This window comes from Escherichia sp. KTE172, from assembly GCF_000408845.1.
Classification (GTDB): Bacteria; Pseudomonadota; Gammaproteobacteria; order Enterobacterales; family Enterobacteriaceae; genus Escherichia; species Escherichia coli.
Genome location: NZ_KE137316.1, coordinates 4,965,493 through 4,990,221, shown reverse-complemented (window position 1 = coordinate 4,990,221; position 24,729 = coordinate 4,965,493). Strand labels below are relative to the sequence as shown.

Sequence of the window (24,729 nt, the reverse complement as noted above, 5' to 3'; positions counted from 1 at the left end):
CAGGGGTTCCTTCAATTTGAGTTGATTTACGCGAGATAACGCTATGGAATTAAAGGATTATTACGCCATCATGGGCGTGAAACCGACGGACGATCTCAAGACAATCAAGACCGCCTATCGTCGACTGGCCCGTAAATACCATCCTGATGTCAGCAAAGAACCGGATGCCGAAGCCCGCTTCAAAGAGGTCGCTGAAGCCTGGGAAGTGTTAAGTGATGAACAACGTCGCGCTGAGTATGATCAGATGTGGCAACATCGCAACGATCCGCAATTTAGCCGTCAGTTCCAGCATGGCGACGGTCAGAGTTTTAACGCCGAAGATTTTGACGATATCTTCTCGTCAATTTTCGGTCAGCATGCCCGCCAGAGCCGTCAACGCCCCGCCACACGCGGCCACGATATTGAAATCGAAGTGGCGGTATTCCTCGAAGAAACGCTTACTGAGCATAAGCGTACCATCAGCTATAACCTGCCGGTTTATAACGCCTTTGGCATGATCGAACAGGAAATCCCGAAAACGCTGAATGTGAAGATCCCGGCGGGCGTCGGCAATGGTCAACGCATCCGCCTGAAAGGCCAGGGGACGCCGGGCGAAAACGGCGGTCCAAATGGCGATTTGTGGCTGGTGATTCATATTGCGCCACATCCGCTGTTCGATATTGTCGGCCAGGATCTGGAAATTGTGGTGCCGGTTAGCCCGTGGGAAGCGGCGCTGGGTGCTAAAGTCACCGTTCCAACACTGAAAGAAAGCATTTTGCTGACTATCCCACCTGGCAGTCAGGCCGGGCAACGATTGCGCGTTAAAGGCAAAGGTCTGGTGAGCAAAAAACAGACCGGCGATCTGTATGCGGTACTGAAAATCGTGATGCCGCCGAAACCGGATGAAAACACTGCCGCGCTATGGCAGCAACTGGCAGACGCCCAGTCGTCTTTTGATCCACGTAAAGATTGGGGGAAAGCATAATGGCTAATGTTACGGTGACTTTTACTATTACCGAATTTTGCCTGCATACCGGCATCTCTGAAGAGGAGTTGAATGAAATTGTCGGTTTGGGGGTGGTTGAACCGCGTGAGATCCAGGAAACAACCTGGGTATTTGACGACCATGCCGCCATTGTGGTGCAACGTGCGGTACGCCTGCGTCATGAACTCGCTCTGGACTGGCCGGGGATCGCGGTGGCGCTGACGTTAATGGATGATATTGCGCACCTGAAGCAGGAAAACCGCCTGCTGCGCCAGCGGCTTTCCCGGTTTGTAGCTCATCCGTGATGTGTGTTTGCCGGATGTGATGACGCATCCGGCAACTGCGCCCTAATGCCTGATGCGACGCTAAACGCGTCTTATCAGGCCAACAAACGACGTTATCTGTTTTGGTGGTCGCACTCCACTAACACCAGCAATAACTGGCTTAATGCCGCGTAAAAACCAAAGCTGTCATACTGATGGCAACGCGCAGCAAACTCTGGTAACCATTGCCACAGCGCCGTCAGCGTTTTTTGCCGCAAACTGTCGATTCTTCGCGCAGGAACGGTCCCCTCTCCCAGCGAAAAATGCAGATGGCTGAGCAACTCGAGATAGATCGCCAGATGATCTGCCGGTTCGTTGAAATTGCCGCTGGTTTCCATCCCTGCCTCAACTAACAAGCGTTTAATCTCTTGCTCGTCCTGTTTGTAGGCCGATGCATACGGCAGCGCAGCTTGTTTGTCGGTCATCAGAAACAGGCCGCAAAAGTCAGCGGCCAGTTCCAGACGGGCATCGTCACGTACGGTCAGGGCTGCAATACGGTTTTCCAGCTCATTCACCGCCGCAGTGAGCGGCGGTTCACTTTTCAGCAACGAAAACCATTCAGCCATCTGCGCACTGGCGATTTGCGTCAGTTGTTCATCGTCCAGTTCACGGGAGAACAACTGCGCCAGCCAGGCGTAAACACAGGCAATCTGTTGTGCTGTCAGCGTGGTCATGATTTCACCTGCGACGCGGGAACATATTCGCACTGCGCCACCATCTCCACGGGGCCGTTAAACGCCGTTACCTGCTCCACTGTTCCGTTGTACTTCTCAATTTCCACCAGCGTAGTGTGCGCACTGGTCGCCTGCGCCAGCTGAGAAGTACCGATGTCGATGGTCAACACGTTGGGGTTACCGTATTTGCACAGCGCACCAGGCTCGCCGCCTTTATCTGGATCGTACCATGCCCCTTCATGAATTCGCGCCACGCCGGGTGCATAACGGTCAGAAACCACTGCCCCTGCCAACACCTGACCGCGAGCGTTAAAGACGCGTACCACATCACCGTTACGAATACCGCGTGCGCTGGCATCCTGCGGGTTAATGAACACTGGCTCTTTGCCCGCTACCGTATATTGCTGACGCAGCGTTTCCGACTCACATAACTGCGAGTGAAGTCGGAAATCAGGATGCACAGATTGCAGATGCAACGGATACTTCTGCGAGCCAGGCCCACCGTGGGAGCGTTCGATTTTCTCAAACCACATCGGATGCCCCTGACAATCGTCGTAGTTCATATCGGCGATAGTTTTCGAGTAGATCTCAATCAGGCCACTCGGCGTGCCCAGCGGTTCGAGATCCGGATCTTCGCGGAATGCCTGGTGACGAACAAACATCTGCGGATGGTCAAACTCGACGTACTCCTTGTTATTCCAGAAGTCATCAAACGCTGGCAGATGAACGCCGCGTCCTTTGCCTTGTTGTACACCTTCCTGCCAGATGCGTTTCAGCCAGCCCATTTCGTCCAGCCCTTCGGTAAAGGCTTCTTCGCGATTAAAGCGACGGCACAGCTCGCGGAAAATATCAAAGTCGTTGCGCGCCTCGAACTGCGGCGGCACGACCTGTTTCATGGCGATAATGCCACGGTTGGAGTGGTTGCCATACTGGTCGAGATCGTTACGCTCAAACTGCGTGGTCGCAGGCAGCACGATATCGGCAAAGCGGCAGGTTGAGGTCCATTGGTTATCTATGGCGATAACCGTTTCCAGCTTGCGCCAGCCTTCAATAATGCGGTTGATCTGCTGATGGCGATGGAACGGGTTAGTTCCGGCAAAAATACACATTTTCAGCGGCGGTAGTTTTACCGATTTACCGTTCCAGTTGATCACTTTCCCCGGTTCGAGGATCGCATCGATAAAACGGGCAATCGGAATGGTGCTGCTGTAACCTTTGTAGTCACTGTTGTCGTGAACAGGCGGAATCGACGTAGAGCCGGAGAAACCACTCAGAATAACGCCTTTACGCCCCGGCGTGCCTGCGCCGTTATAGTGCCAGCCAAAACCAAAGCCACCACCTGGCAGGCCAATTTGCCCCAGCATCGCCGCCAGAACGACAATCATCCACGCCCACTGTTCACCGTGCTGCATACGCTGAACGCACCAGCCAGCAATAATTTGCGTTCTGTTCGCCGCCATCTGCCGCGCCAGCCCACGAATGGTTTCGGCATCAATGCCGGTCAGTTTTTCAGCCCATGCGGCATCTTTCGGCTGACCGTCTTTCTCACCCAGCAGATACGGCAGGAACTGCTCAAAACCTACACAGTAGTTAGCGAGGAAGTTTTTGTCGTACAGGTTTTCACTGTACAGCGTATGCGCCAGCGCCAGTTGCAGCGGCACGTCAGTTTGCGGGTTAACCGCAATGTGCTTCACATGCTCGCGCCCCAGATACTCATGGGTGGATGTGACAACCGGATCGATGCTGATGACCTCAATTTCACCGGCGGCGACTTTCGCTTTTAGCTGCTCGTAATATTCATAAACATCGTGATCCGGGCACCACCAGTTCGCTTGCTGGTTTTTCAGCAAATCGGAGCCCCACAGCACAATGGTTTTGCTGTTCTGCAATACCAGCGGCCAGGAGGTTTGCTGTTCATACACTTCCATCGAACCGACTACGCGCGGCAGGATCACCTGCGCAGCACCGGTAGAGTAATCTCCGCCCGTACCAACGCTATTACCATGCAAGGCAATCGCTTTCGCCAGCATCCCCGAAGCGTTATGGAACATCCCCGTCGATTGCCAACCACTGGCGGTCAGCAAGGCACTCGGCCCGTGCGTTTTCTGCACACGTTCCAGTTCTTCATAGAACATGTCGAGGGCTTCATCCCAACTCACGCGCACAAAACGGTTATCACCGCGCTGGGAGGTGTCGCTCAGATGGCGCTTACGCAGCCAGTCCACACGTACCATCGGGTAACGAATACGCGCCGCGTTGTGTACGTGATCCGGCAATCCGGCGATCATTTTCGACGGATATTTATCCAGTTCGAACGGTTTTGCCGCCACAAAGCGACCCTCCTTCACCGTCGCGCGGATAGCCCCCCAGTGCGACCCGGTAAGAATGCCCTCTTTCGAGGTGACAGCCTCAGTCGCCGCTTGCGCCGCAGTCGCACTGCGCGGCGTTAACAATGACGGCCCCAGCATCCCGGCGACGGTTAAGCCGCCGAGTTGTGCCAGAAAACGCCGACGTGATGCCTGAAAGAGATCGTTATTGTTCATTATTTTTCTTCCTTCTTATCGCCGTGAGCCTTACCTGCGGTGTCAGACGCATTCATTTGGAGATATTTCAACAAGGTGCGTTCTTCACGTTTATCGAGGCTGGTAAAGCCAATCATGCCGTTGAGCGTGCCGATCCAACCGTTAGCGTCAAAGTGAGAGATTTCCGGTGCGCCGTGGCACTGGTTACAGGTGCCGTTGTACAACGAATCCGCATAAGCCCAGATCGGTTTGATATCGTTCACCATGTCACCTTTCTTCATCCACGCAGTGGCCTGCAATTTGCTCCACTCAGTATTGGTGTCGGCAACGGTAGTTTTCTCCAGCGTTTTCACCTGCTGCTGCACATCACCACGAATCGAGGCAACAAAGATGCGTTTACCTGGGAACTGGGTGAGAACACGCTGACGTCCGGCGCTTTCCGTCCAGCCGGTAATTTCAATTTGCAGCCAGTCGCCGTCACGTTTAAGGACTTTCACTTCCGAGGCAGGCAGCAGAGAACCAGAGGCTTCTTTATCGCCTTTCGCCGCATAAATCGGCTTAATATCAATGGAGTACAGTGTGTCGCCACTGTCATTAGCACTGGCGCGCAGCTCATCGAACTGCTTACGGAAGCCGCTACTCATATCCGGCAACTGGTGGGCAATACCTTTATGACAGTCGATGCAGGATTGATTATCTTTCGCTGCCACCTTCATCTGACGCGCCGCTTCAGGATGCTGCTTCGCATGATCCATCGCGTCGTAGTTATGGCAGGAGCGGCAGGTTGCCGAGTTGTTTTCTTTCATTCGCGCCCATTCACGCTCGGCAAGTTCCGCGCGTTTGGCTTCGAATTTTTCAGGTGTATCAATAGAGTGGGCAATAAAGGTCTGGTAGATATCGTTGCTCGCTTCCAGTTTGCGCTTCACCATGCCTGGAATATCCGGCGGGATATGACAGTCATGGCATTCAGCTCGCACGCCAGAGGCGTTCTGGAAATGCACCGACTGTTTATATTCTTCATACACCGGTTGCATACTGTGGCAACTGACACAAAATTCGGTTGTGCTGGTGACTTTGATCCCAACGTGTGGCAATACAATCAGCGCAATGCCAATCACAATCCCAATAGCGACCAGCGCCAGTACCGACCAACGAGCACTGGGTCGGCGTAGCGCGTTCCAGAATTTCCGCATAATAGCCCCTGTAAAATTATGGTTTAGTGAAGCGATCTTAATGAGTAAATATGAACAGCGGCACTGGTCAGGATGAACGGCTTACGGCAGAATATGAACAGATATGAACAGAATGAGTAAAACTCTCTGATGCCACATCACATTGTTATTGTTGAAGATGAACCGGTTACCCAGGCGCGATTACAATCCTACTTCACTCAGGAGGGGTATACCGTTTCCGTTACGGCGAGCGGTGCCGGGCTGCGGGAAATTATGCAGAATCAGCCGGTGGATTTAATTCTGCTGGATATCAATTTGCCCGATGAAAATGGCCTGATGTTAACTCGCGCCCTGCGAGAACGCTCAACGGTAGGGATTATTCTGGTTACCGGACGCAGCGATCGGATTGACCGTATTGTTGGGCTGGAAATGGGTGCAGACGATTATGTCACCAAACCGCTGGAACTGCGCGAACTGGTGGTACGAGTGAAAAATCTGCTCTGGCGAATCGACCTCGCGCGACAGGCGCAACCACTCACTCAGGACAACTGCTATCGCTTTGCGGGTTATTGCCTGAATGTGTCGCGCCATACGCTGGAGCGAGATGGCGAGCCAATTAAACTGACCCGCGCAGAGTATGAAATGTTGGTGGCATTTGTGACGAATCCGGGCGAAATTCTCAGCCGTGAACGTCTGCTGCGTATGCTTTCTGCGCGTCGGGTGGAAAACCCTGACCTGCGCACCGTCGATGTGTTAATTCGTCGTTTACGCCATAAACTCAGCGCGGATTTACTGGTGACGCAACATGGTGAAGGTTATTTCTTAGCCGCTGATGTGTGCTGATAATAATAGACCGGACGAAATCCCCCCGGTGACAGCGAGCGGTGGATATGTTCGCGGTCGGCATTTTTCGGCGTCAGAACTAAAATCGGTGGGCTGACATTATCAGACACCGATTGCCCCTGTAATTGCCTGATGGCCTGCTCAACCGCCAGTTCCCCCTGCCAGACCATTTGATCGCTGGCAGCCATAATCACTCTTCCCCGCTTCAGCCCGCGATACACCTGATGTGAAAGATAAAACGATACCACGGTAAGCGGCGTTTTCAGGTTACGCCCTTCCCCCATTGCCGCCTCTGCCGCAATGGCCGTTCCGGCAACGACGTCGATTTCTGGATGGCGCTCCAGCATCTCCTGCAACAGGTTACGCTGGATTTCAATATCGTTATCACCAAGCGCAATATCAACAATACGCACCGGGCTTCCGGCAATGGCTGCGCGAAAACCCTCGACCATCTCCTTACTGCCCCCGGCGTTATCGGGTCCGGGCATCAACAGCACGTTCAGTGGTTTACCGTGCGCCCATTGCACCAGATATCGCCCAGGTTGATAGCCCATCTGAAACCAGGGTACACCAACGCGGCTTTTCACCTGGGGAGCATCAATAGCATTTACCAGTTCGATCACCGGCAGACTTGCTACCTGCTTTTGCAGGTCGGGAAATGACGTCGTGCTACTACCGAGCAAAATGGCCTCTGCGCCCCACTGTTTACACTGGTCGATTTGTGCTTGCTGGGTAGCCAACTGGCTGTAGCCGCCTGCCTCCAGCACTTTTAAATCCACACCGTAGCGGCGAGCAGCCTCCTGCATACCATAGTTCAACGATAACCAGTATGAATCTTTCAGGCTGGGATAAAGCGCGCACAGTTTCCATGCGCGTTTGGCTTTAAGCGGCGTAGAGGCTTGTACCGTGTAATGCTGCGCATCATGCCAGCGCAACAGGTTATCAGCCGAAAATGCCGACAACATGAAAAGGGAAAGAAGTAAAAATAGCAGTACGCGCATGATAGCCTCATCAATAATAAGGCTTTATGCTAGATGCATTCCACTTTGCGACTCAACCTTTTTCACCTTAAGTGCACCGACCGTGAATTTAACCCTGACCCGAAGACTCTGGATGGGCTTTGCCCTGATGGCGCTGTTAACCCTGACCAGTACCCTGGTGGGATGGTACAACCTGCGCTTTATCAGCCAGGTGGAAAAAGACAACACTCAGGCATTGATTCCTACCATGAATATGGCGCGCCAGTTGAGCGAAGCCAGCGCCTGGGAACTTTTCGCCGCGCAGAACCTGACCAGTGCCGATAACGAAAAGATGTGGCAGGCGCAGGGGCGAATGCTCACCGCACAAAGCCTGAAGATTAATGCGTTGCTGCAAGCGTTACGGGAACAAGGTTTTGATACCACCGCTATTGAACAACAGGAGCAGGAGATCTCCCGTTCGTTACGTCAGCAAGGGGAACTGGTGGGGCAGCGTTTGCAACTGCGCCAGCAACAACAGCGACTCAGTCAGCAGATAGTCGCCGCCGCCGATGAGATCGCACGCCTGGCGCAAGGTCAGGCGAATAATGCGGCAACCTCCGCCGGAGCGACCCAGGCCGGGATTTACGATTTGATCGAACAACATCAGCGTCAGGCCGCAGAAAGTGCACTCGATCGGCTGATTGATATCGATCTTGAGTATGTTAACCAGATGAATGAACTGCGCCTTAGCGCCCTGCGGGTGCAGCAAATGGTGATGAATCTGGGGCTGGAACAGATCCAGAAAAATGCGCCAACGCTGGAAAAGCAGCTCAATAATGCGGTGAAAATTCTGCAACGTCGGCAAATACGCATTGAAGATCCGGGAGTTCGTGCTCAGGTTGCAACAACGTTAACTTCCGTTAGCCAATATAGCGATTTGCTGGCGCTGTATCAGCAGGACAGTGAAATCAGTCATCGCCTGCAAACTCTCACGCAAAATAACATCGCCCAGTTCGCGCAGTTTAGTAGCGAAGTCAGTCAACTGGTCGACACCATTGAGCTGCGTAATCAGCACGGTCTGGCGCATCTGGAAAAAGCCAGTGCACGCGGGCAGTACAGCCTGTTATTGCTGGGGATGGTTTCACTTTGCGCACTGATTCTGATCCTCTGGCGCGTGGTTTATCGCTCAGTCACGCGTCCACTTGCCGAACAAACGCAGGCGCTGCAACGCTTACTGGACGGTGATATCGACTCCCCTTTTCCGGAAACCGCTGGCGTGCGGGAGCTGGACACCATCGGGCGGCTGATGGATGCGTTTCGCAGCAGTGTTCATGCACTGAATCGCCACCGCGAACAGCTGGCGGCACAGGTCAAAGCGCGTACAGCTGAATTGCAGGAACTGGTGATAGAACACCGACAGGCACGGGCGGAAGCAGAAAAAGCCAGCCAGGCAAAATCGGCGTTTCTGGCGGCGATGAGCCATGAGATCCGCACACCGCTGTACGGTATTCTCGGCACCGCACAGCTGCTGGCAGATAACCCCGCACTTAACGCCCAGCGCGATGATTTGCGCGCAATTACTGACTCTGGTGAATCGTTGCTGACCATCCTCAACGATATTCTCGATTATTCGGCTATCGAAGCAGGCGGCAAGAATGTTTCGGTCAGCGATGAACCCTTTGAACCGCGCCCGCTGCTGGAAAGTACCCTGCAATTAATGAGCGGACGGGTGAAAGGTCGCCCGATTCACCTGGCAACAGAAATTGCCGACGATGTACCGACTGCGTTAATGGGCGATCCGCGGCGTATTCGTCAGGTCATTACCAACCTGTTGAGCAACGCTCTGCGTTTCACCGACGAAGGGCACATTATCCTGCGTAGTCGCACTGATGGCGAACAATGGCTGGTCGAAGTGGAAGACAGCGGCTGCGGTATTGATCCCACGAAACTGGCTGAAATCTTCCAGCCATTTGTTCAGGTTAGCGGCAAACGCGGCGGCACCGGGCTGGGGCTGACTATCAGTAGCCGTCTGGCCCAGGCGATGGGCGGCGAACTGAGCGCCACCAGCACACCGGAGGTTGGAAGCTGTTTTTGTTTACGCTTGCCGTTACGTGTTGCCACTGCCCCCGTGCCAAAAACAGTCAATCAGGCGGTGTGTCTGCACGGTTTACGTTTGCTGTTAATTGAAGATAACCCGCTAACCCAGCGAATTACCGTTGAGATGCTGAACAACAGTGGTGCGCAGGTCGTTGCTGTTGGCAATGCCGCGCAGGCTTTAGAGGCACTGCAAAATAGCGAACCGTTTGCTGCCGCACTGGTGGATTTTGATCTACCGGATATCGACGGCATTACGCTTGCCCGACAACTGGCACAGCAATATCCGTCGCTGGTTTTGATTGGCTTTAGCGCCCATGTCATCGACGAAACGTTGCGCCAGCGTACCAGTTCGCTATTTCGCGGGATTATCCCTAAACCGGTGCCGCGTGAAGTGCTCGGTCAGTTACTGGCGCACTATCTCCAACTGCCAGCTAATAACGAACAACCGCTGGATGTATCGCAACTCAATGAAGATGCTCAGTTAATGGGGACGGAGAAGATCCACGAATGGCTGGTATTATTTACACAACATGCCCTGCCGCTTCTCGATGACATCGACATTGCCCGCGCCAGTGAGGATAGCGAGAAAATAAAGCGTGCCGCGCATCAGCTAAAAAGCAGTTGCTCGAGTCTGGGAATGCGTAGCGCCAGCCAGCTATGCGCACAACTGGAGCAGCAGCCATTATCTGCCCCCCTTCCACACGAAGAAATTACACGCAGTGTTGCCGCTCTGGAAGCATGGTTAATAAGAAAGACCTGAACACGATTTGAATCAATATCAGCCAGTTAAGAACAACTAGAATAGTGGCATTTGGTATGCAACTTAACGGACTGGCAAAATCATGGCAGAGAAAAAAAGAACCCGCTGGCAGCGGCGGCCAGGCACGACGGGCGGCAAATTACCGTGGAATGACTGGCGCAATGCCACGACCTGGCGTAAAGCGACGCAATTATTACTGTTGGCAATTAATATTTATATTGCCATCACGTTCTGGTATTGGGTGCGCTATTACGAAACGGCAGGTAGTACGACATTTGTCGCCAGGCCAGGAGGCATCGAAGGCTGGCTACCGATTGCCGGTCTGATGAATCTGAAATATAGCCTTGCAACAGGCCAGTTACCGTCCGTCCACGCCGCCGCGATGCTGTTATTGGTCGCTTTTATCGTCATCAGTCTATTACTAAAAAAGGCCTTTTGTTCATGGTTATGCCCGGTTGGTACGCTTTCTGAATTAATCGGCGATCTCGGTAACAAACTGTTTGGTCGGCAATTTGTCCTTCCCCGCTGGCTGGATATTCCTCTGCGCGGCGTGAAGTATTTGCTGTTGAGTTTTTTTCTCTATATCGCGTTATTGATGCCCGCTCAGGCGATTCACTATTTTATGTTGTCGCCCTACAGCGTGGTGATGGACGTTAAAATGCTCGATTTCTTTCGTCATATGGGGACCGCGACATTAATCAGCGTGACCGTTTTGCTGATTGTCAGTCTGTTTATTCGCCATGCCTGGTGTCGTTATCTTTGCCCATATGGCGCGCTGATGGGCGTGGTTTCGCTATTGTCGCCGTTTAAGATTCGTCGCAATGCCGAAAGTTGTATCGATTGTGGCAAATGCGCAAAAAATTGCCCATCGCGGATCCCGGTCGATAAATTAATTCAGGTACGAACCGTGGAATGTACCGGTTGTATGACTTGCGTAGAGTCATGTCCGGTAGCCTCAACATTGACCTTTTCACTGCAAAAACCTGCGGCAAATAAAAAAGCCTTTGCGTTGTCTGGCTGGTTAATGACGCTACTGGTTCTGGGGATTATGTTTGCGGTGATTGGTTACGCAATGTATGCGGGAGTATGGCAAAGCCCGGTGCCGGAGGAATTGTACCGACGCTTAATTCCCCAAGCGCCAATGATTGGGCACTAAATTAGCAACAAGCGGAACATCACCTCGCACGGGGTGATGTTCACAAAATCACATTATTTTGATTTTGACATCATAACTTTCAAGCCCGGTCATTTTTTCTCGTGCGGTGAAGCGAATTTCAGAGACTTCTTTCCCTGTATTCTTGTTCAGCTCGGCGATTTTTTGCGCGATAAAGTCAGCGATTTCCGTTTCGGCTTGTTTTTTTAACTCTTCAATATTCACTGTTAACCTCTTCTGGTCTTAAAAGACAGCAACACGCCAGTAAGGTGTTGGTTCCCGGTACCCTGGTCAGGTAAGAAATGTTATAAGCCATCTCCCCGAAAGATTCAATAATCAACAGGTTATCGCTTACTATACATACAGCGTTGAAGAAAAATAAGGCTGATATAAAAAAGGCTCCACGAGGGAGCCTGATATTATTTTGTGAAATCCAGCGGCGCATGGTCAGTGCGTATTTGCAGCGCGACGTTATCAAAGGTGATCATCGTCGATTTACAAAAAATACACTTTGCCCCTAAAGGATTTCGCTCCGTCACATCGAATGCTGATGTGCGGTACTGTGAACCATGACAACATGGACAGCGGAAATGGAGATGTTGAGTAATAACGGCAACCTTAGAGCGTAACAACGTTCGCTGCCGCGGGACCACGTTGCCCCTGCTCAATAGAAAATTCAACTTTCTGATTTTCGTTCAGCGTGCGGAATTCATTGCTCTGGATGGCGGTGAAATGGACGAAAACGTCTTTGCTGCCATCATCAGGAGTGATAAAGCCAAAACCTTTATCTGCGTTAAACCATTTTACTAAACCAGTCATTTTATTAGACATATTTTACTTCCTTCATTTTGGGCCTTTTGGCAAACAGGGCTTTAATACAGAAACTACTTAGTGTTCAGGAGAGAGACTCAAAAGAAGGGGATAATGCCTGATAATGAGAACTGCTTTAGTAAACTACTTTGTATGCTGTCTGTCTTTCAAACCGACGCAGCTATTAACGCATGATAATTGAGATTAATCAAATTTTATTTTAGCCGTCCGGCGGTCTTAAATATCGCTGGCTTTATTTTATTAACCCCGTATAGTGCAGCGCAGTATTTTCAGTAAGGAATTTGTTTGTCCCGTAAAATGACAGGAATTGTCAAAACCTTTGATCGCAAAAGCGGCAAAGGATTCATTATCCCCTCCGACGGTCGTAAAGAAGTCCAGGTCCATATTTCCGCATTCACTCCCCGCGACGCAGAAGTGCTTATACCAGGATTACGTGTGGAATTTTGCCGCGTAAATGGCCTGCGAGGACCAACAGCGGCAAATGTTTATTTGTCTTGATGGAGAGCGCACGCCGGTATGCGTGCTTCATTCACGATTTGCGTAAAACCTGCCAACGAACACATGCCCTGCGCATTTCGCTCTTCACATCCTGCCAGGGTCAGTTTCACCTCTCCGGGCGGCGTATTTAATGACAGCGGCGTTTTATCACGCATCTGCTGTAAAGTCTGGAAGACCAGCGAAACCTGAATCCACTGGCTGTTATCGCTTAGCCGACGCCAGCGTTCAAACAGCAGTTCCCCCCCTGGCGGCGTGTTATCCGGCTGACCTGGAAGCGTCCAGTTGAGCTCCAGTGCGCCGCCGAGATTTGCCAGATTAGTATCGTGTCCGGCGATAAACAGCACTGAAGTGGGTAATGTTACACCATACGCCTGTTTTTGCGGTGGATGGGGCGTCAACGCTGTCATGATCAAATCCAACAACGGGGTGGCGCGGCTGCGGGCAACCTCTGGCGTGCGTTGTAGCAAATAAAACTGCGCGTTATGCAAACTTAGCAACGTGTTCCACTGGTGTGAATCGGTGATCCTTCCCCACCCCGGCTCCGGCATTCCCTGTGCTTGTTGCAGGAGAAATATTTCCGTCAGCATTGATGCGAGGCTTACCGCACCGGTTAATGAGACATTGTCGGCGCTCACCTTGAGTTCCGATGGTAATGCCTGCGTTAATGAACAGCTTTTGTCCTGTTTCTCACGGTTAAGGCACAAGTTTGATTGCGGGAAATTAAGCACCCGTTCCAGTTCGCGAAACGCCGTTTGCCGATGCCCGGTAAAGTCAGCAATTGACCCTCCTGCCCTGCTGAGGATCGCGTCAGTCACGTTCGCGTTATCCAGTTGGCAAACGCCAGTTTTTAGAGGATTAAATAACGGATCGGGACTGGACGTATCTGCCTGGGTATGTACGGTTATTGCACAGTCAGGTGCCAGCCCGGCGGCGAAGGCTTCGCCTGTTTTACGGGTACGCTCGTCGACATCAGCAATAATCGCGACCTGACCAGACTGCGGGCAGCCCTTTTTCGCCAGCAATCCATCGGCTACCAGACGCTGGCGTTGGTAATGTCCGAGATAGGCGATTAGCTCACCACCGCGCGGTGTCAGCCATCCCAGTTTTACCGGCCATGTTGGCCATGCGTCTGGGGTGACATCCTGCATCAGTTGCGTGGCCTTGGTTGGGGCACGCACACCATGACGACTGACAATCACCACACTTTCCAGCTTCAGCTCCGGCTCACTCTGAGCGAATGCAGATTGCGGGGTGAACGGAATCAGAAGAGATAAGAATGGGATCAAGATCGCTTTCATCGATATGTTTCCGCTTTTCATATCTGACATTATTGATTGCCTGATGCGACGCTAATGCGCCTCATCAGGCTTACGTTCGTTAACTTTTCAGACGCGGGTCCAGCCATACCAACACAAGGGTGGAGAGCGAACACATCAACAAAATGCCGACGAACCAAAGTAAATACCACATTGTTCCTGCTCCTTAGTACAGCTCGTTTTCGTTACGGCGGAGAGTTTCTGTCGTCATGCGCCCCCACATTTTGTAGTAGCTCCAGAGAGTGTAGAGCAACACAATGGGCAAAAATATCAGCACGATTACCAACATAATGCTCAGCGTCAGCTGACTGGAAGTACTGTCCCACAACGTCAGGCTGGAGATCGGACTCACGCTTGACGGCATGACAAAGGGGAACAGCGTGATGCCTGCCGTGAAAATCACGCCAAATTGCATCAATGACGCCATCAAAAATCCCCAACCCGGGCGACCACGATAAATCGCCATCACCGTCAGCAATGGGCAGAAGAACCCCAGCAGCGGGAAGATCCACAGAACGGGCGATTCGACGAAATTATTCATCCAGGCACCAGGTAGCACTGCCACCAGTTTCATTAACGGATTGGAAGGACCGTTAGCATCCTGGGCGAGCAGTACAAAGCCATCAATACCGACCCACAGCCAGTAACCCGCCAGCAAAAAGCAGAGCATCACCAGCAGTGCGGCGCGTTTGGTCGCCAGCTGTGAACGCAGATGAATCGCACCAACAGTTTTTAGTTGTAACCAGACGCCACCTTGCAAAATCACCATCCCAAGGCTGAGCAATCCGCACAATAAAGGGAATGGCGTCAGCAGTTGCCAAAAGCTGCCGAGATATTCCACGCGTAATTGCGGTGTGAAGGCAAACGGCACGCCGAGCAGCAAGTTGCCGAAGGCAATACCGAAGACTACCGGCGGTACCAGACTGCCGATGACCAGTCCGGCATCCCACATTTTACGCCAGCGTGCATCGGCGATTTTTCCGCGATAATCGAAGGCCAGCGGGCGGAAGAACAGCGAGCACAGCACCAGAATCATCGCCACATAAAAGCCGGAAAACGCCGCTGCATACACTCTGGGCCAGGCGGCAAATAATGCCCCACCTGCGAGGATTAACCAGACCTGATTGCCTTCCCAGTGCGCGCCAACGCTGTTTATCACTATCCGGCGTTCATCATCATTACGCGCCACCAGCGGCAGCAGACAGCCGATCCCCATGTCAAATCCATCGGAGATCATAAAGACCACCAGGATCACGCCAATCAGCAGCCACCAGATGAAGCGCAATGTTTCATAATCAAACATGATTTTCTCCTTTACCCCTGTTGCTGCGTCGGTTGTTCACTCTGCATCGCGCTCGGCCCCAGACGGGCATATTTCTGCATCAGGTAGACTTCGGCGATTAAGAACAGGGTGTAAAGCCCTACGATCATGATCAGTGAGAAAGCCAGTTGTCCTGTGGTTAAAGCGGAGTGCGCGGAGTATGTCGGTAAGATGTCCTGTATCGCCCACGGCTGACGACCAAACTCGGTCATAAACCACCCGGCTTCAATCGCAATCCACGGCAGCGGCAAACTCGAGAGCGCCATTTTCAGCACCCAGCGATGCTGGTCAATTTTGCCACGCAGCGTCTGGACAAGCGCAATCAGCATCACCAGTAGCAGCAGAGAACCACAGCCCACCATGATGCGGAAACTCCAGAATACCGGCGCAACCTGAGGTATCGCGCCACGCATCGCCGCCTGGTACTGTGCAGCTGTGACATGATTCATATCCGGCGCATAGCGGGAGAGTAACATGCCGTAACCAAGGTCGCCTTCCAGCTCCCGGAATGCCTGCAACACATGCGGCTCACGATTGCCTTGCGATATTTCCTGCATTAACAGCCAGGCCATACGTCCGCGTTGCAAGCGTGGGTAGGTTTCAGCCATCAAATTCTTCAGACCCGGCACGGGTTTATCTAATGAGTGAGTGGCGAGGATCCCTAGCAGCGCAGGAATTTTGATGGCAAAGGCGTTACGCTCTTGATCCTGTTCCGGCCAGGCAACCACATGGAACGGTGCAGGTGCAGGTTCCGTTTGCCACTCCCCTTCCATTGCCGCCAGTTTTACCGGTTGTACTTGCGCGACTTCATACGCCGAACTATCTCCGAGTTGCAGCGTACCGATAATCGCCAGAGTACCGAAGACGGAACCGATGGCAAACGAGCGTAATGCAACATCGCGCTCCCGTCCGCGCAGTAAATACCAGGCGCTGATCGCCATAATAAACATGGCCCCGGTCACGTAGCCCGCCATTACGGTGTGCACAAATTTCACCTGGCTGACCGGGTTAAAGACCAGCTCGCTGAAGCTGGTCATTTCCATACGAAGGGTGTCGATATCAAAATGCGCACCGGTCGGGTATTGCATCCAACCGTTGGCATTCAATATCCACAACGCAGAGAGATTTGAACCGAACGCCACCAGCCACGTCACCAGCAGGTGCTGGTATTTATTCAGCCGTTGCCAGCCGAAGAAGAACAGCCCGACAAAGGTGGATTCGAGGAAGAAGGCCATTAATGCTTCCATCGCCAGCGGTGCGCCAAAAATATCGCCCACATAGTTGGAATAGAATGACCAGTTAGTACCAAACTGAAACTCCATGGTCAGGCCGGTAGCCACGCCAAGAGCAAAGTTGATACCGAAGAGCTTACCCCAGAAGCGCGTCATATCGCGGTAGATCGTTTTGCCGGTGACCACATAAATGGTTTCCATGATAGCCAGCAAAAAAATCAGCCCCAGGGTAAGGGGTACAAATAAAAAGTGATACAGCGCGGTCAGAGCAAACTGCCAGCGCGATAAATCAATGACATCCCACATGCGCACTCCTGTAGGCGAAGAGAGAAAAATAACCCGATAATGGTAGATCTCCCTCTTTATCCTGAAACTCTACGACCAGAGGTATTCGCCGATTGCGATATTCATAAGACTGAAAGCGATACTTACCGTCTTTTTACGTCGGTGCAGCTTCCGCCAGCCACTGACATACCTCGCTAAGCCGCTGCGCAGAGTCGACCAAATCTTCTGGCGCTGCCAGCACCACTTCCGGTATTGGGCAGATTTCATAACTTTCCAGTAAAGGGCCTTTTAAGGTGTCCGTACAGCGTAAATGCCAGACATGGCGTAACCCCGTGGCGTTGATATAGCTCTCGCCATAGCCAATGGTACGAATCTGAATATTTCCCGGCCCACAGAGACGTGAGAGAAAAAACCGATCAGCCTCGCTGATAGGTAATTGCGTCAGATTAATGCTGTGCGGCTGCGCGTCAGGATTACGTACATGTGCCAGTAATTCATGAGCCAACGGTAGGCCATTCATCAGGCCATCAATGGGCGGCGGTAACAGCGAATCTGTCGGCAAGACGTTTTGCGTTGCCGCCTGCCACAATGCCAGCGGCGCGCAGCCAGCCTCCAGTTTGTCCTCCAGCAACTGTTCGCCGCAACGTCTGCGCACCCGCCATAATCCGCAGAAGATCGCCTCCTGTATTTCACTTTCACTGTCGTCAGCCTGCTGAATGCGCACTGACACTTCCCCTTCCCCGAGAAGCGTATTGATAAAGTGACGATCGTCGGCGTTGAGATTTAACAGATCGACTGCCAGTACCTCACCCAGCGGCGGCTGGCGTTCGCTTAGTTGATGTTGTAACTCGTTTAACAGCGCAATCACCTGCGGGCTGTGAGCACATTGCTCCAGGGCCGCCATACTCGGTTCACCATTCACCTGACAGGTGATCGGCAGTGGATTCATGCTGAAACTGTCATCGTTCGGTTGCGTTCCTGGCCCCAGCAGATGGAAAAAAGTTTCGCTCATGAGGCACGCTCCTGCTGCGGTTCGACAAGCCCGCGCATCAGGTTTATCAGTTCCGCCCACGGGTGAATACCATTCAGCACGCCGCGATAGTTTCCGCCGGTAAACACTAATGTGGCGGGAAAGCGAAAGACGCCAAAGCGATCGCCGATGGCTTCGCTCTGCTCAAGATCAGCAATCGCTACCTGCCATGTATAGTCGGGAAACTCGCGCAGTAATTCGCCAATCATGACCGGGTTATCGCTGACTTCTGGCGTGCGTTTCGGGTCACTGCTTAATAACACCACGCCGTCTGGCGCTTGCGTAAGCCAGTCGTCAAGACGGGATTCACTGACCGGCGTCCAGCCGCGCGCCAGCATTCGTTGCCACAACGCATCAAATGGCGTGTCGTTGCTCATCTCTGCTCCTCCAGCGTCATCCGGTACTGGCGCAAGCGAATGCCTTCATAATTTTCCATCGACAGACAGTCATAATTGAGACAGCGCGATTCATTAGCCGGTTGCGGCACAATTCCCCATGCAGCCAGCTGCGCCAGCGCCGCCTGTTCCGCTGCGGGCAGTCGCTCCCGTGCCAGTTCGCTCAGGCTACCGCCGTAGTCGTCGAGCATTGCGGGTTGCAGACCGACGAGGGCAATATGTGCTGGCAAATGACCACGTATATCCGCCAGCGCCAGCACTTCGGAGAAGCTGTTCTGGTGCAGGCTCATTTTCTTCGCGCTGAGATAAGCCGGAATGCGTTCTCCGGCATATGTTCGCAGCGTTCCGGGTTCCAACCCGTAATCAATGGCGTCGAGAATCAGCAAGTGGCTGGCGCTTTCGACATACCCCAGCAAGTTCAGTCCCTGAGTGCCGCCATCAACAATCTCGACTTCATCGGGCCAGTGGTAATGGGCATACAACCGTTCCGCCACCCGCACGCCGAAGCCTTCATCGGCCCACAGCAGATTGCCCAGCCCCATTACCACCACGCGTTGCTCGCTCATGAACGCTCCTTGTTACTTATTTTGCCAAATTTGTGGCTACGGTAGCCGTTGACCATGGTGGAGATCACTGTGTCGTCGGACATGATGTCTTCACGCAGCGCCATGTAGACATGACCGATCACAAACGCGCCAATCAGCCACATCCCCAGCCGATGCCAGCTGTGAATGTCCATTGAGTTGCCGCCCGTCCAGTAGAAAAATTCCACCACATAACGGAACGGCGCAAAAATAGCGTACTGGCTGTGTTCGCTGTACAGCGCAAAGCCGGTGATGATCATAAAAACTGACATCAGGAAATAGCCGAACATCGCCGCCTGGGCGATGGGGTTATGGCCTATATCGGCACTCGGACGTTTTGCCAGAAACAGATACCAGCGGATTTCATACCACACGCCCTGCCACCAGCTTTTACGCCATACCGGCACGATAAACAGCTCGCGGGAGTAACGATTGCCAACAAAAGCCCAGTAGATCCGCATCAGCAAGACCACGGTAAAAATCATCCCGGCGCTGAAGTGAATTAACCTGATGTAGCCCATATAGAACAGATACGTCGCCTCGCCGCTGACGGAAGGTAGCGGCTTGCCGATAAAGTAACCGGTGACCATCAACACCGCCATGCATAACACCGTCAGCCAGTGCCATATCCGCACGGGTGCTTCAAAGACATAGTGACTGACAACGTTGTCGCTTTTCTGTTGCATGATGATTCTCCTTCGCTGTTAACGCACCTGCACGGAGATCAGCTCGCTACCGTCGTCGCCCAGCACGTGTGTTGAACAGGCGAGGCACGGATCAAAGCTGTGCAGAGTACGCAGGATCTCCAGCGGTTGCTCGGGGATCGCCATTTTGGTGTTCATCAGCGCCGCTTCATAAGCGCCAATTTGCCCTTTAGGATCGCGCGGGCTGGCGTTCCAGGTGGTCGGCACCACGCACTGATAGAGATCAATCTTGCCATCGCGAATGGCAGCCCAGTGGCCTAACGCCCCGCGCGGCGCTTCGGTAAAGCCGACGCCACGGCACTCTGTCGGCCAGGTTGTAGGTTCCCATTTTTCAGTGGAAGCAGTGGCGAGATTGCCGTTTTTCAGATTGGTCATCAGCTTATCGAAGAAATACTGCAACTTACCTGCGGCCCACTGCGCTTCGTGCGCGCGACACAAAATGCGGCCCAACGTTGACTGGATGCCGGAAAGCGGCAGGTTCAACGCTGACATCATGCGATCGACCGACTCAACGGTCGCCGCATCGCCTTTGTGATAAGCGATTAACGTGCGTGCCAGCGGCCCCACTTCCATCGCGTTACCGCGCCAGCGTGGCGCTTTGATCCACGAGTAGCGTTCCTGTTCATTCAGCTGCTGAATGTTGGTATCGCTGCCTTTGACATCGCCGGGGTTGTACCACGGGTCGGTGATGCCATCGAACGGATGACGCCCAACCTGATCGTTGGGATAACGATACCAGGCGTGATCGACAAACTCCTGCACCTGCTGCGGATCAACCAAATCCACTGGCAGCACATTGTTGAAGTCGCCGTTAATCACCGCGCCGCCAGGCATCAGCAGACTTTTCTCACCAAAGTCGTTGGCAATATCCGGGAATGCGCCATAGCTGAGGACGCATTTATCAGAAAGACCCGTGCCGATTTCGCTCCACGGTTTGTTGAACTGACCAATGGCTAAGGCGTCGGGGATCATCACGTTGTTAATGAAATCCGCCGTGCGGGTGATAATCGACTGCACCAGGTTCAGGCGTTCCATATTGACCGCCCCGACCGCGCCGCTTTCGTCAATGTTAATGGCGCAAGGCATCCCGCCGACAATCCAGTTTGGATGCGGGTTTTTACCGCCAAAGACAGCGTGGATTTTGACAATTTCACGCTGGAAATCGAGAGCTTCGAGATAGTGGGCAAAGCCCATCAGGTTGGCTTCTGGCGGCAGTTTGTACTGCGGGTGCCCCCAGTAGCCATTGCGGAAGATCCCCAACTGGCCGCCTTCAACGAATTTCTTCAGGCGATTTTGTACGTCGAAGAAATAGCCAGGGGATGATTTCGGCCAAGAGGAGAGACTTTGCGCCAGTTCGGAGGTTTTCCGCGGGTCGGCTTTCAGCGCATCTAACACATCGATCCAGTCCATCCCGGCAAGCTGATAGAAGTGCACCAGATGATCGTGGCACCAGAGCGTTGCCAGCATAATGTTGCGGATGATATTGGCGTTGTCCGGCACTTTAATACCGATGGCATCTTCGATGGCGTAAACCGAAGCCAGGGCGTGTACGCCAGTACAGACGCCGCAGATACGTTCAACGAACGCCCACGCATCGCGCGGGTCACGCCCTTGCAGGATGATCTCCAGCCCGCGAAACATGGTGCCGCAGGAGACGGCATTGGTGATCACATTCTGATCGTTAATATTCACTTCGCAGCGCATGTGGCCTTCAATGCGCGTAATCGGGTCGACCACCAGGCGGCGTCCGGCATTATTGATGGTGTATCCCTGAGTTTCGTACTGAGTGCTCATGCCTGTTTATCCTCATTGCCTGGCTGATGTTCGGTTTCTGTAGGTTGCTGGTTATGACGTCTGCGCTGGTCAACGGCGCTGGCGACTGCGTGCACACCAACAGCCGCTGCCACCACGCCAAGCGCGGTTAAACCGACGGTGTCGGCGGTGGAATGAGTACCCATTTGTGGAATATCTACCACGCGGCTGTAGAACGAACCGCGATCCCAGAAACCATTTTCCGCACAACCCAGGCAGCCGTGACCTGACTGGATCGGGAAGGAAACGCCATCGTTCCAGCGTGTGGAGGAACAGGCGTTATAGGTGGTAGGCCCTTTGCAGCCCATTTTGTACAGGCAGTAACCTTTGCGGGCAGCGTCATCATCCCAACTCTGGACGAACTCTCCGGCGTCGAAGTGAGCGCGGCGATAGCATTTATCGTGGATTCGCTGACCATAGAACATCAACGGACGGCCCATTCTGTCGACATCTGGCAAGCGATCAAAGGTCACCATGTAAGTAATGATGGCGCTCATCACATCCGGGATCGGCGGGCAGCCAGGTACTTTGATAATAGGTTTGTCGGTGATGACTTTGTCGATAGGCGTTGCCTGCGTCGGATTGGGTCGCGCGGCCTGCACGCAGCCCCAGGACGCGCAGGTTCCCCAGGCGATAATCGCGCTGGCTCCGGCAGCGGCACGTTTGAGTTTCTCAATAAACGGTCGACCGCTGCTGATACAGAACATCCCCTGCTCGCCCAGCGGCGGATTACCTTCTACTGCGAGGATATATTTGCCATTGTATTGCGTGATGATGTCTTCAAAGACTTCTTCCGCCTGGGTTCCGGCGGCAGCCATCAAAGTATCGTCGTAATCGAGGGAAATCAGGGAAAGGATGACGTCCTTTGCCAGCGGGTGAGCGGAGCGGATAAAAGATTCGGTACAGCAGGTGCATTCCAGACCGTGGATCCATACCACCGGAATGCGCGGTTTGTTCTCCAGCGCCCAGGCAATCTTTGGTGCCATTCCCGCGCCTAATCCCAGCGACGTGGCAGCCAGACTACAATATTTGAGAAAGCTGCGCCGGGTAACGCCCTGACGCCGCATGGCCTGGTAAAATGTTTCCTCGTTATTCATATCGCACGTCTCTTCTCCTTGCGACACCGGCAGGACACCGGGCGCTTATGGTCGGCAAGCGACGTCCCTGTAGCAAGGCAAACCATCGCTTCACGTGAGATGCTGAAAACGAAAGCTCATCCTTCTGCACTGGCGCACGTCGCCAGAAAGTAATGTTAATAAAGCGTAGTGAAACTTTTGCACAAAACAATACAAACTGTGTGGATTTATCTTTTAGCGATAAAAATGGACCTATTTTTCTTTTTGCCGGGCAGTGGGGATGTTTAGCCGGTTGCTAAACGAGTAAAAGAGAAGGAATTCATGGTGATGAAATGATCAATCTGCTGTTATTTCACGCTATCAATGCACTTTTGGCTGTTTTTCAGGCAAACAAACAAATTAGGGGTTTACACGCCGCATCGGGATGTTTATAGTGCGCGTCATTCCGGAAGTGTGGCCGAGCGGTTGAAGGCACCGGTCTTGAAAACCGGCGACCCGAAAGGGTTCCAGAGTTCGAATCTCTGCGCTTCCGCCAAATAAGATAAGGGGTTAGCTAACTGCTAACCCCTTTTTCTTTTGCCTGTCGAAATTCTCAGGGCGTTATATTTGCTTAATGACCTGATAATCCGCTGTTAAACCTGTTCCAGATCAAATGCGTAAAGATGGGTAAAACTTCTGGGTGCCCTTACGCATTATCATTATGCTGCTTAATTAATTACATCTGTCATAGAGAGTGACTCAATGGATCGTATTGTTAGTTCTTCACATGACCGTACATCGCTGCTTAGCACCCATAAGGTGCTGCGTAATACCTATTTTCTGCTGAGCCTGACGCTGGCCTTTTCGGCGATTACCGCAACTGCCAGTACGGTGCTGATGCTGCCATCTCCGGGTCTGATTCTGACGCTGGTGGGTATGTATGGTTTGATGTTCCTGACCTATAAAACGGCGAATAAGCCGACCGGGATTATCTCCGCATTCGCCTTTACCGGTTTTCTGGGATATATCCTCGGACCAATTCTGAACACCTACCTGTCCGCCGGAATGGGTGACGTAATCGCTATGGCACTGGGCGGAACGGCGTTGGTGTTCTTCTGCTGCTCTGCGTATGTGCTGACCACCCGCAAAGATATGTCGTTCCTCGGCGGTATGCTGATGGCGGGTATTGTGGTGGTGCTGATTGGTATGGTTGCTAATATCTTCCTGCAACTGCCTGCTCTGCATCTGGCGATCAGCGCGGTCTTCATTCTGATCTCCTCTGGCGCTATTTTGTTTGAAACCAGCAACATCATTCATGGCGGTGAAACGAACTATATTCGTGCCACAGTTAGCCTGTATGTTTCGCTGTACAACATCTTCGTCAGCCTGCTGAGCATTCTGGGCTTCGCCAGCCGCGATTAATCTCGCCCAGGGTTACTTACCGAGCCTCGCTTTATGCGGGGCTTTGTTTTTTGTTACACTGCCGCCAGTCTGATTAAGGTAGTAATAATTATGCTGATCTTCGAAGGTAAAGAGATAGAAACGGATACCGAAGGCTATCTCAAAGAAAGCAGCCAGTGGAGTGAGCCGCTGGCAGTGGTGATTGCAGAGAACGAAGGGATTTCGCTGTCGCCAGAACACTGGGAAGTGGTGCGTTTTGTGCGTGATTTCTATCTGGAATTCAATACTTCTCCGGCGATTCGTATGCTGGTAAAAGCGATGGCGAATAAATTTGGTGAAGAAAAAGGTAACAGCCGCTATTTATACCGACTGTTTCCGAAAGGTCCGGCTAAGCAAGCCACCAAAATTGCTGGCCTGCCAAAACCGGTAAAATGTATTTAATGGATACGAAAATCGGTTAATTCCCCCGAGGGATGATGCGGCTCGCTGAGCACCCGTTCTACACGCGCAGAACGCGGGCCGCCACTCTTTAACCACTGCATTAATTTTTCTACCTGCCCTTCTTCACCGCAGGCAACCACTTCCACGCTGCCATCGTCAAGATTTTTGGCGTACCCGGCTAATCCTAGTTTTTTCGCTTCGTACTGCGTGGTATAGCGAAATCCAACGCCCTGAACTCGCCCGTAAACCCAGGCAATTATGCAGACTTTCGACATTGCTGCTCTCCTTATCCTTAATGGACGCGTTGCAAATCCATGGAAAACTCCGGACAATGACGCCCATTTCTTTGCATCGACA

26 protein-coding genes, 1 tRNA gene and 1 pseudogene are annotated in these 24,729 nt (G+C 52.7%); 9 read left to right on the top strand and 19 right to left on the bottom strand.

Translation table 11 applies throughout. The annotated features are described in order from the left end of the window. Positions 1 to 43 precede the first annotated feature (43 nt). Both cbpA and cbpM read left to right on the top strand, forming a co-directional pair. Positions 44 to 964, top strand: coding sequence for a curved DNA-binding protein (gene cbpA / locus G434_RS00890; RefSeq protein ID WP_000420641.1), 921 nt, complete (start codon positions 44 to 46; stop codon positions 962 to 964). Continuing rightward, on the top strand, positions 964 to 1,269 hold the full coding sequence (gene cbpM / locus G434_RS00895; RefSeq protein WP_000024560.1) for a chaperone modulator CbpM: 306 nt from the start codon (positions 964 to 966) through the stop codon (positions 1,267 to 1,269). The genes cbpA and cbpM overlap by 1 nt, the downstream gene beginning before the upstream one ends. A 92-nt stretch (positions 1,270 to 1,361) precedes the next feature. Here the strand turns inward: cbpM and torD are convergent, their stop codons facing one another. From torD to torC, 3 genes are read right to left on the bottom strand one after another with little or no spacing between them, the layout of a single operon-like run. After that, complete coding sequence (gene torD / locus G434_RS00900; protein WP_000209890.1) at positions 1,362 to 1,961, bottom strand: molecular chaperone TorD; 600 nt, start codon at positions 1,959 to 1,961, stop codon at positions 1,362 to 1,364. Next, positions 1,958 to 4,504 (bottom strand): trimethylamine-N-oxide reductase TorA, encoded by a 2,547-nt coding sequence (torA, locus tag G434_RS00905; protein ID WP_001063172.1) that lies wholly within the window; start codon positions 4,502 to 4,504, stop codon positions 1,958 to 1,960. The genes torD and torA overlap by 4 nt, the downstream gene beginning before the upstream one ends. Then, the gene (torC, locus tag G434_RS00910; RefSeq protein ID WP_001225229.1) at positions 4,504 to 5,676 is read right to left on the bottom strand and encodes a pentaheme c-type cytochrome TorC; all 1,173 of its coding nucleotides are present in this window, start codon (positions 5,674 to 5,676) and stop codon (positions 4,504 to 4,506) included. Before torC ends, torA begins: the two co-directional genes overlap by 1 nt. Before the next feature lie 129 nt (positions 5,677 to 5,805). On the opposite strand from torC, the gene torR reads away from it, so the two are divergent. After that, positions 5,806 to 6,498, top strand: coding sequence for a two-component system response regulator TorR (gene torR, locus G434_RS00915; RefSeq protein WP_001120117.1), 693 nt, complete (start codon positions 5,806 to 5,808; stop codon positions 6,496 to 6,498). Here the strand turns inward: torR and torT are convergent. After that, on the bottom strand, positions 6,471 to 7,499 hold the full coding sequence (gene torT / locus G434_RS00920) for a TMAO reductase system periplasmic protein TorT (protein WP_001264958.1): 1,029 nt from the start codon (positions 7,497 to 7,499) through the stop codon (positions 6,471 to 6,473). The genes torR and torT overlap by 28 nt on opposite strands. Before the next feature lie 82 nt (positions 7,500 to 7,581). Here torT and torS point away from each other — a divergent pair. Both torS and G434_RS00930 read left to right on the top strand, forming a co-directional pair. Then, positions 7,582 to 10,325, top strand: a pseudogene (gene torS, locus G434_RS00925) (TMAO reductase system sensor histidine kinase/response regulator TorS). A 71-nt stretch (positions 10,326 to 10,396) separates the two neighbouring features. Continuing rightward, positions 10,397 to 11,470 (top strand): 4Fe-4S binding protein, encoded by a 1,074-nt coding sequence (locus G434_RS00930; RefSeq protein ID WP_000818458.1) that lies wholly within the window; start codon positions 10,397 to 10,399, stop codon positions 11,468 to 11,470. Between the two features lie 48 nt (positions 11,471 to 11,518). Here the strand turns inward: G434_RS00930 and G434_RS00935 are convergent, their stop codons facing one another. From G434_RS00935 to cspG, 4 genes are read right to left on the bottom strand one after another with little or no spacing between them, the layout of a single operon-like run. Next, positions 11,519 to 11,692, bottom strand: a complete 174-nt coding sequence (locus G434_RS00935; RefSeq protein WP_001019197.1) for a GnsA/GnsB family addiction module toxin — start codon at positions 11,690 to 11,692, stop codon at positions 11,519 to 11,521. Further along, positions 11,682 to 11,912: a protein YmcE gene (gene ymcE, locus G434_RS0126275; protein WP_001309400.1), complete on the bottom strand. Its 231-nt coding sequence runs from the start codon at positions 11,910 to 11,912 to the stop codon at positions 11,682 to 11,684. The genes G434_RS00935 and ymcE overlap by 11 nt, the downstream gene beginning before the upstream one ends. Beyond that, positions 11,887 to 12,075 (bottom strand): cold shock small protein YmcF, encoded by a 189-nt coding sequence (locus tag G434_RS28680; RefSeq protein ID WP_071524879.1) that lies wholly within the window; start codon positions 12,073 to 12,075, stop codon positions 11,887 to 11,889. Before G434_RS28680 ends, ymcE begins: the two co-directional genes overlap by 26 nt. A 10-nt stretch (positions 12,076 to 12,085) precedes the next feature. Continuing rightward, positions 12,086 to 12,298 (bottom strand): cold shock protein CspG, encoded by a 213-nt coding sequence (gene cspG / locus G434_RS00940; protein WP_000066490.1) that lies wholly within the window; start codon positions 12,296 to 12,298, stop codon positions 12,086 to 12,088. A gap of 285 nt (positions 12,299 to 12,583) precedes the next feature. Between cspG and cspH the strand changes: the two genes are divergently transcribed. Further along, a complete protein-coding gene (cspH, locus tag G434_RS0126270; protein ID WP_000087763.1) occupies positions 12,584 to 12,796 on the top strand; it encodes a cold shock-like protein CspH in 213 nt (70 codons plus the stop codon). Here cspH and appA read toward each other — a convergent pair. From appA to hyaA, 10 genes are all read right to left on the bottom strand, one after another. Continuing rightward, entirely contained in the window at positions 12,784 to 14,094 is a 1,311-nt protein-coding gene (appA, locus tag G434_RS00945; protein ID WP_001309399.1) for a bifunctional acid phosphatase/4-phytase, read from the bottom strand. The two genes, cspH and appA, sit on opposite strands and share 13 nt — an antisense overlap. Positions 14,095 to 14,173: 79 nt before the next feature. After that, complete coding sequence (gene cbdX / locus G434_RS00950) at positions 14,174 to 14,266, bottom strand: cytochrome bd-II oxidase subunit CbdX (protein WP_000270305.1); 93 nt, start codon at positions 14,264 to 14,266, stop codon at positions 14,174 to 14,176. A 12-nt stretch (positions 14,267 to 14,278) separates the two neighbouring features. Continuing rightward, positions 14,279 to 15,415 carry a cytochrome d ubiquinol oxidase subunit II gene (appB, locus tag G434_RS00955; protein ID WP_000460792.1) on the bottom strand — a complete coding sequence of 379 codons (1,137 nt, stop codon included), beginning with the start codon at positions 15,413 to 15,415 and terminating at the stop codon, positions 14,279 to 14,281. 11 nt (positions 15,416 to 15,426) lie between these two features. Continuing rightward, on the bottom strand, positions 15,427 to 16,971 hold the full coding sequence (gene appC / locus G434_RS00960) for a cytochrome bd-II oxidase subunit 1 (RefSeq protein WP_000263559.1): 1,545 nt from the start codon (positions 16,969 to 16,971) through the stop codon (positions 15,427 to 15,429). A gap of 133 nt (positions 16,972 to 17,104) precedes the next feature. After that, the gene (locus G434_RS00965; protein ID WP_000004926.1) at positions 17,105 to 17,962 is read right to left on the bottom strand and encodes a hydrogenase expression/formation protein; all 858 of its coding nucleotides are present in this window, start codon (positions 17,960 to 17,962) and stop codon (positions 17,105 to 17,107) included. Continuing rightward, positions 17,959 to 18,357 (bottom strand): hydrogenase-1 operon protein HyaE, encoded by a 399-nt coding sequence (hyaE, locus tag G434_RS00970; protein ID WP_000063978.1) that lies wholly within the window; start codon positions 18,355 to 18,357, stop codon positions 17,959 to 17,961. Before hyaE ends, G434_RS00965 begins: the two co-directional genes overlap by 4 nt. Beyond that, on the bottom strand, positions 18,354 to 18,941 hold the full coding sequence (gene hyaD / locus G434_RS00975) for a hydrogenase 1 maturation protease (RefSeq protein WP_000003631.1): 588 nt from the start codon (positions 18,939 to 18,941) through the stop codon (positions 18,354 to 18,356). Before hyaD ends, hyaE begins: the two co-directional genes overlap by 4 nt. Then, positions 18,938 to 19,645 carry a Ni/Fe-hydrogenase b-type cytochrome subunit gene (gene hyaC / locus G434_RS00980; protein WP_001186413.1) on the bottom strand — a complete coding sequence of 236 codons (708 nt, stop codon included), beginning with the start codon at positions 19,643 to 19,645 and terminating at the stop codon, positions 18,938 to 18,940. Before hyaC ends, hyaD begins: the two co-directional genes overlap by 4 nt. Positions 19,646 to 19,663: 18 nt before the next feature. Further along, on the bottom strand, positions 19,664 to 21,457 hold the full coding sequence (gene hyaB / locus G434_RS00985; RefSeq protein WP_000107386.1) for a Ni/Fe-hydrogenase large subunit: 1,794 nt from the start codon (positions 21,455 to 21,457) through the stop codon (positions 19,664 to 19,666). Further along, positions 21,454 to 22,572: a hydrogenase 1 small subunit gene (hyaA, locus tag G434_RS00990; protein WP_001058323.1), complete on the bottom strand. Its 1,119-nt coding sequence runs from the start codon at positions 22,570 to 22,572 to the stop codon at positions 21,454 to 21,456. Before hyaA ends, hyaB begins: the two co-directional genes overlap by 4 nt. 426 nt (positions 22,573 to 22,998) lie before the next feature. Between hyaA and G434_RS00995 the strand changes: the two genes are divergently transcribed. From G434_RS00995 to tusE, 3 genes are all read left to right on the top strand, one after another. After that, positions 22,999 to 23,086 (top strand) — tRNA-Ser (locus tag G434_RS00995). 206 nt (positions 23,087 to 23,292) lie between these two features. Next, positions 23,293 to 23,952 (top strand): FtsH protease modulator YccA, encoded by a 660-nt coding sequence (gene yccA, locus G434_RS01000; protein WP_000375136.1) that lies wholly within the window; start codon positions 23,293 to 23,295, stop codon positions 23,950 to 23,952. 90 nt (positions 23,953 to 24,042) lie between these two features. Then, the gene (tusE, locus tag G434_RS01005; protein WP_000904442.1) at positions 24,043 to 24,372 is read left to right on the top strand and encodes a sulfurtransferase TusE; all 330 of its coding nucleotides are present in this window, start codon (positions 24,043 to 24,045) and stop codon (positions 24,370 to 24,372) included. On the opposite strand, the gene yccX is transcribed toward tusE, so the two are convergent. Beyond that, positions 24,369 to 24,647 carry an acylphosphatase gene (yccX, locus tag G434_RS01010; RefSeq protein ID WP_000048224.1) on the bottom strand — a complete coding sequence of 93 codons (279 nt, stop codon included), beginning with the start codon at positions 24,645 to 24,647 and terminating at the stop codon, positions 24,369 to 24,371. The genes tusE and yccX overlap by 4 nt on opposite strands. Between the last annotated feature and the right edge of the window lie 82 nt (positions 24,648 to 24,729).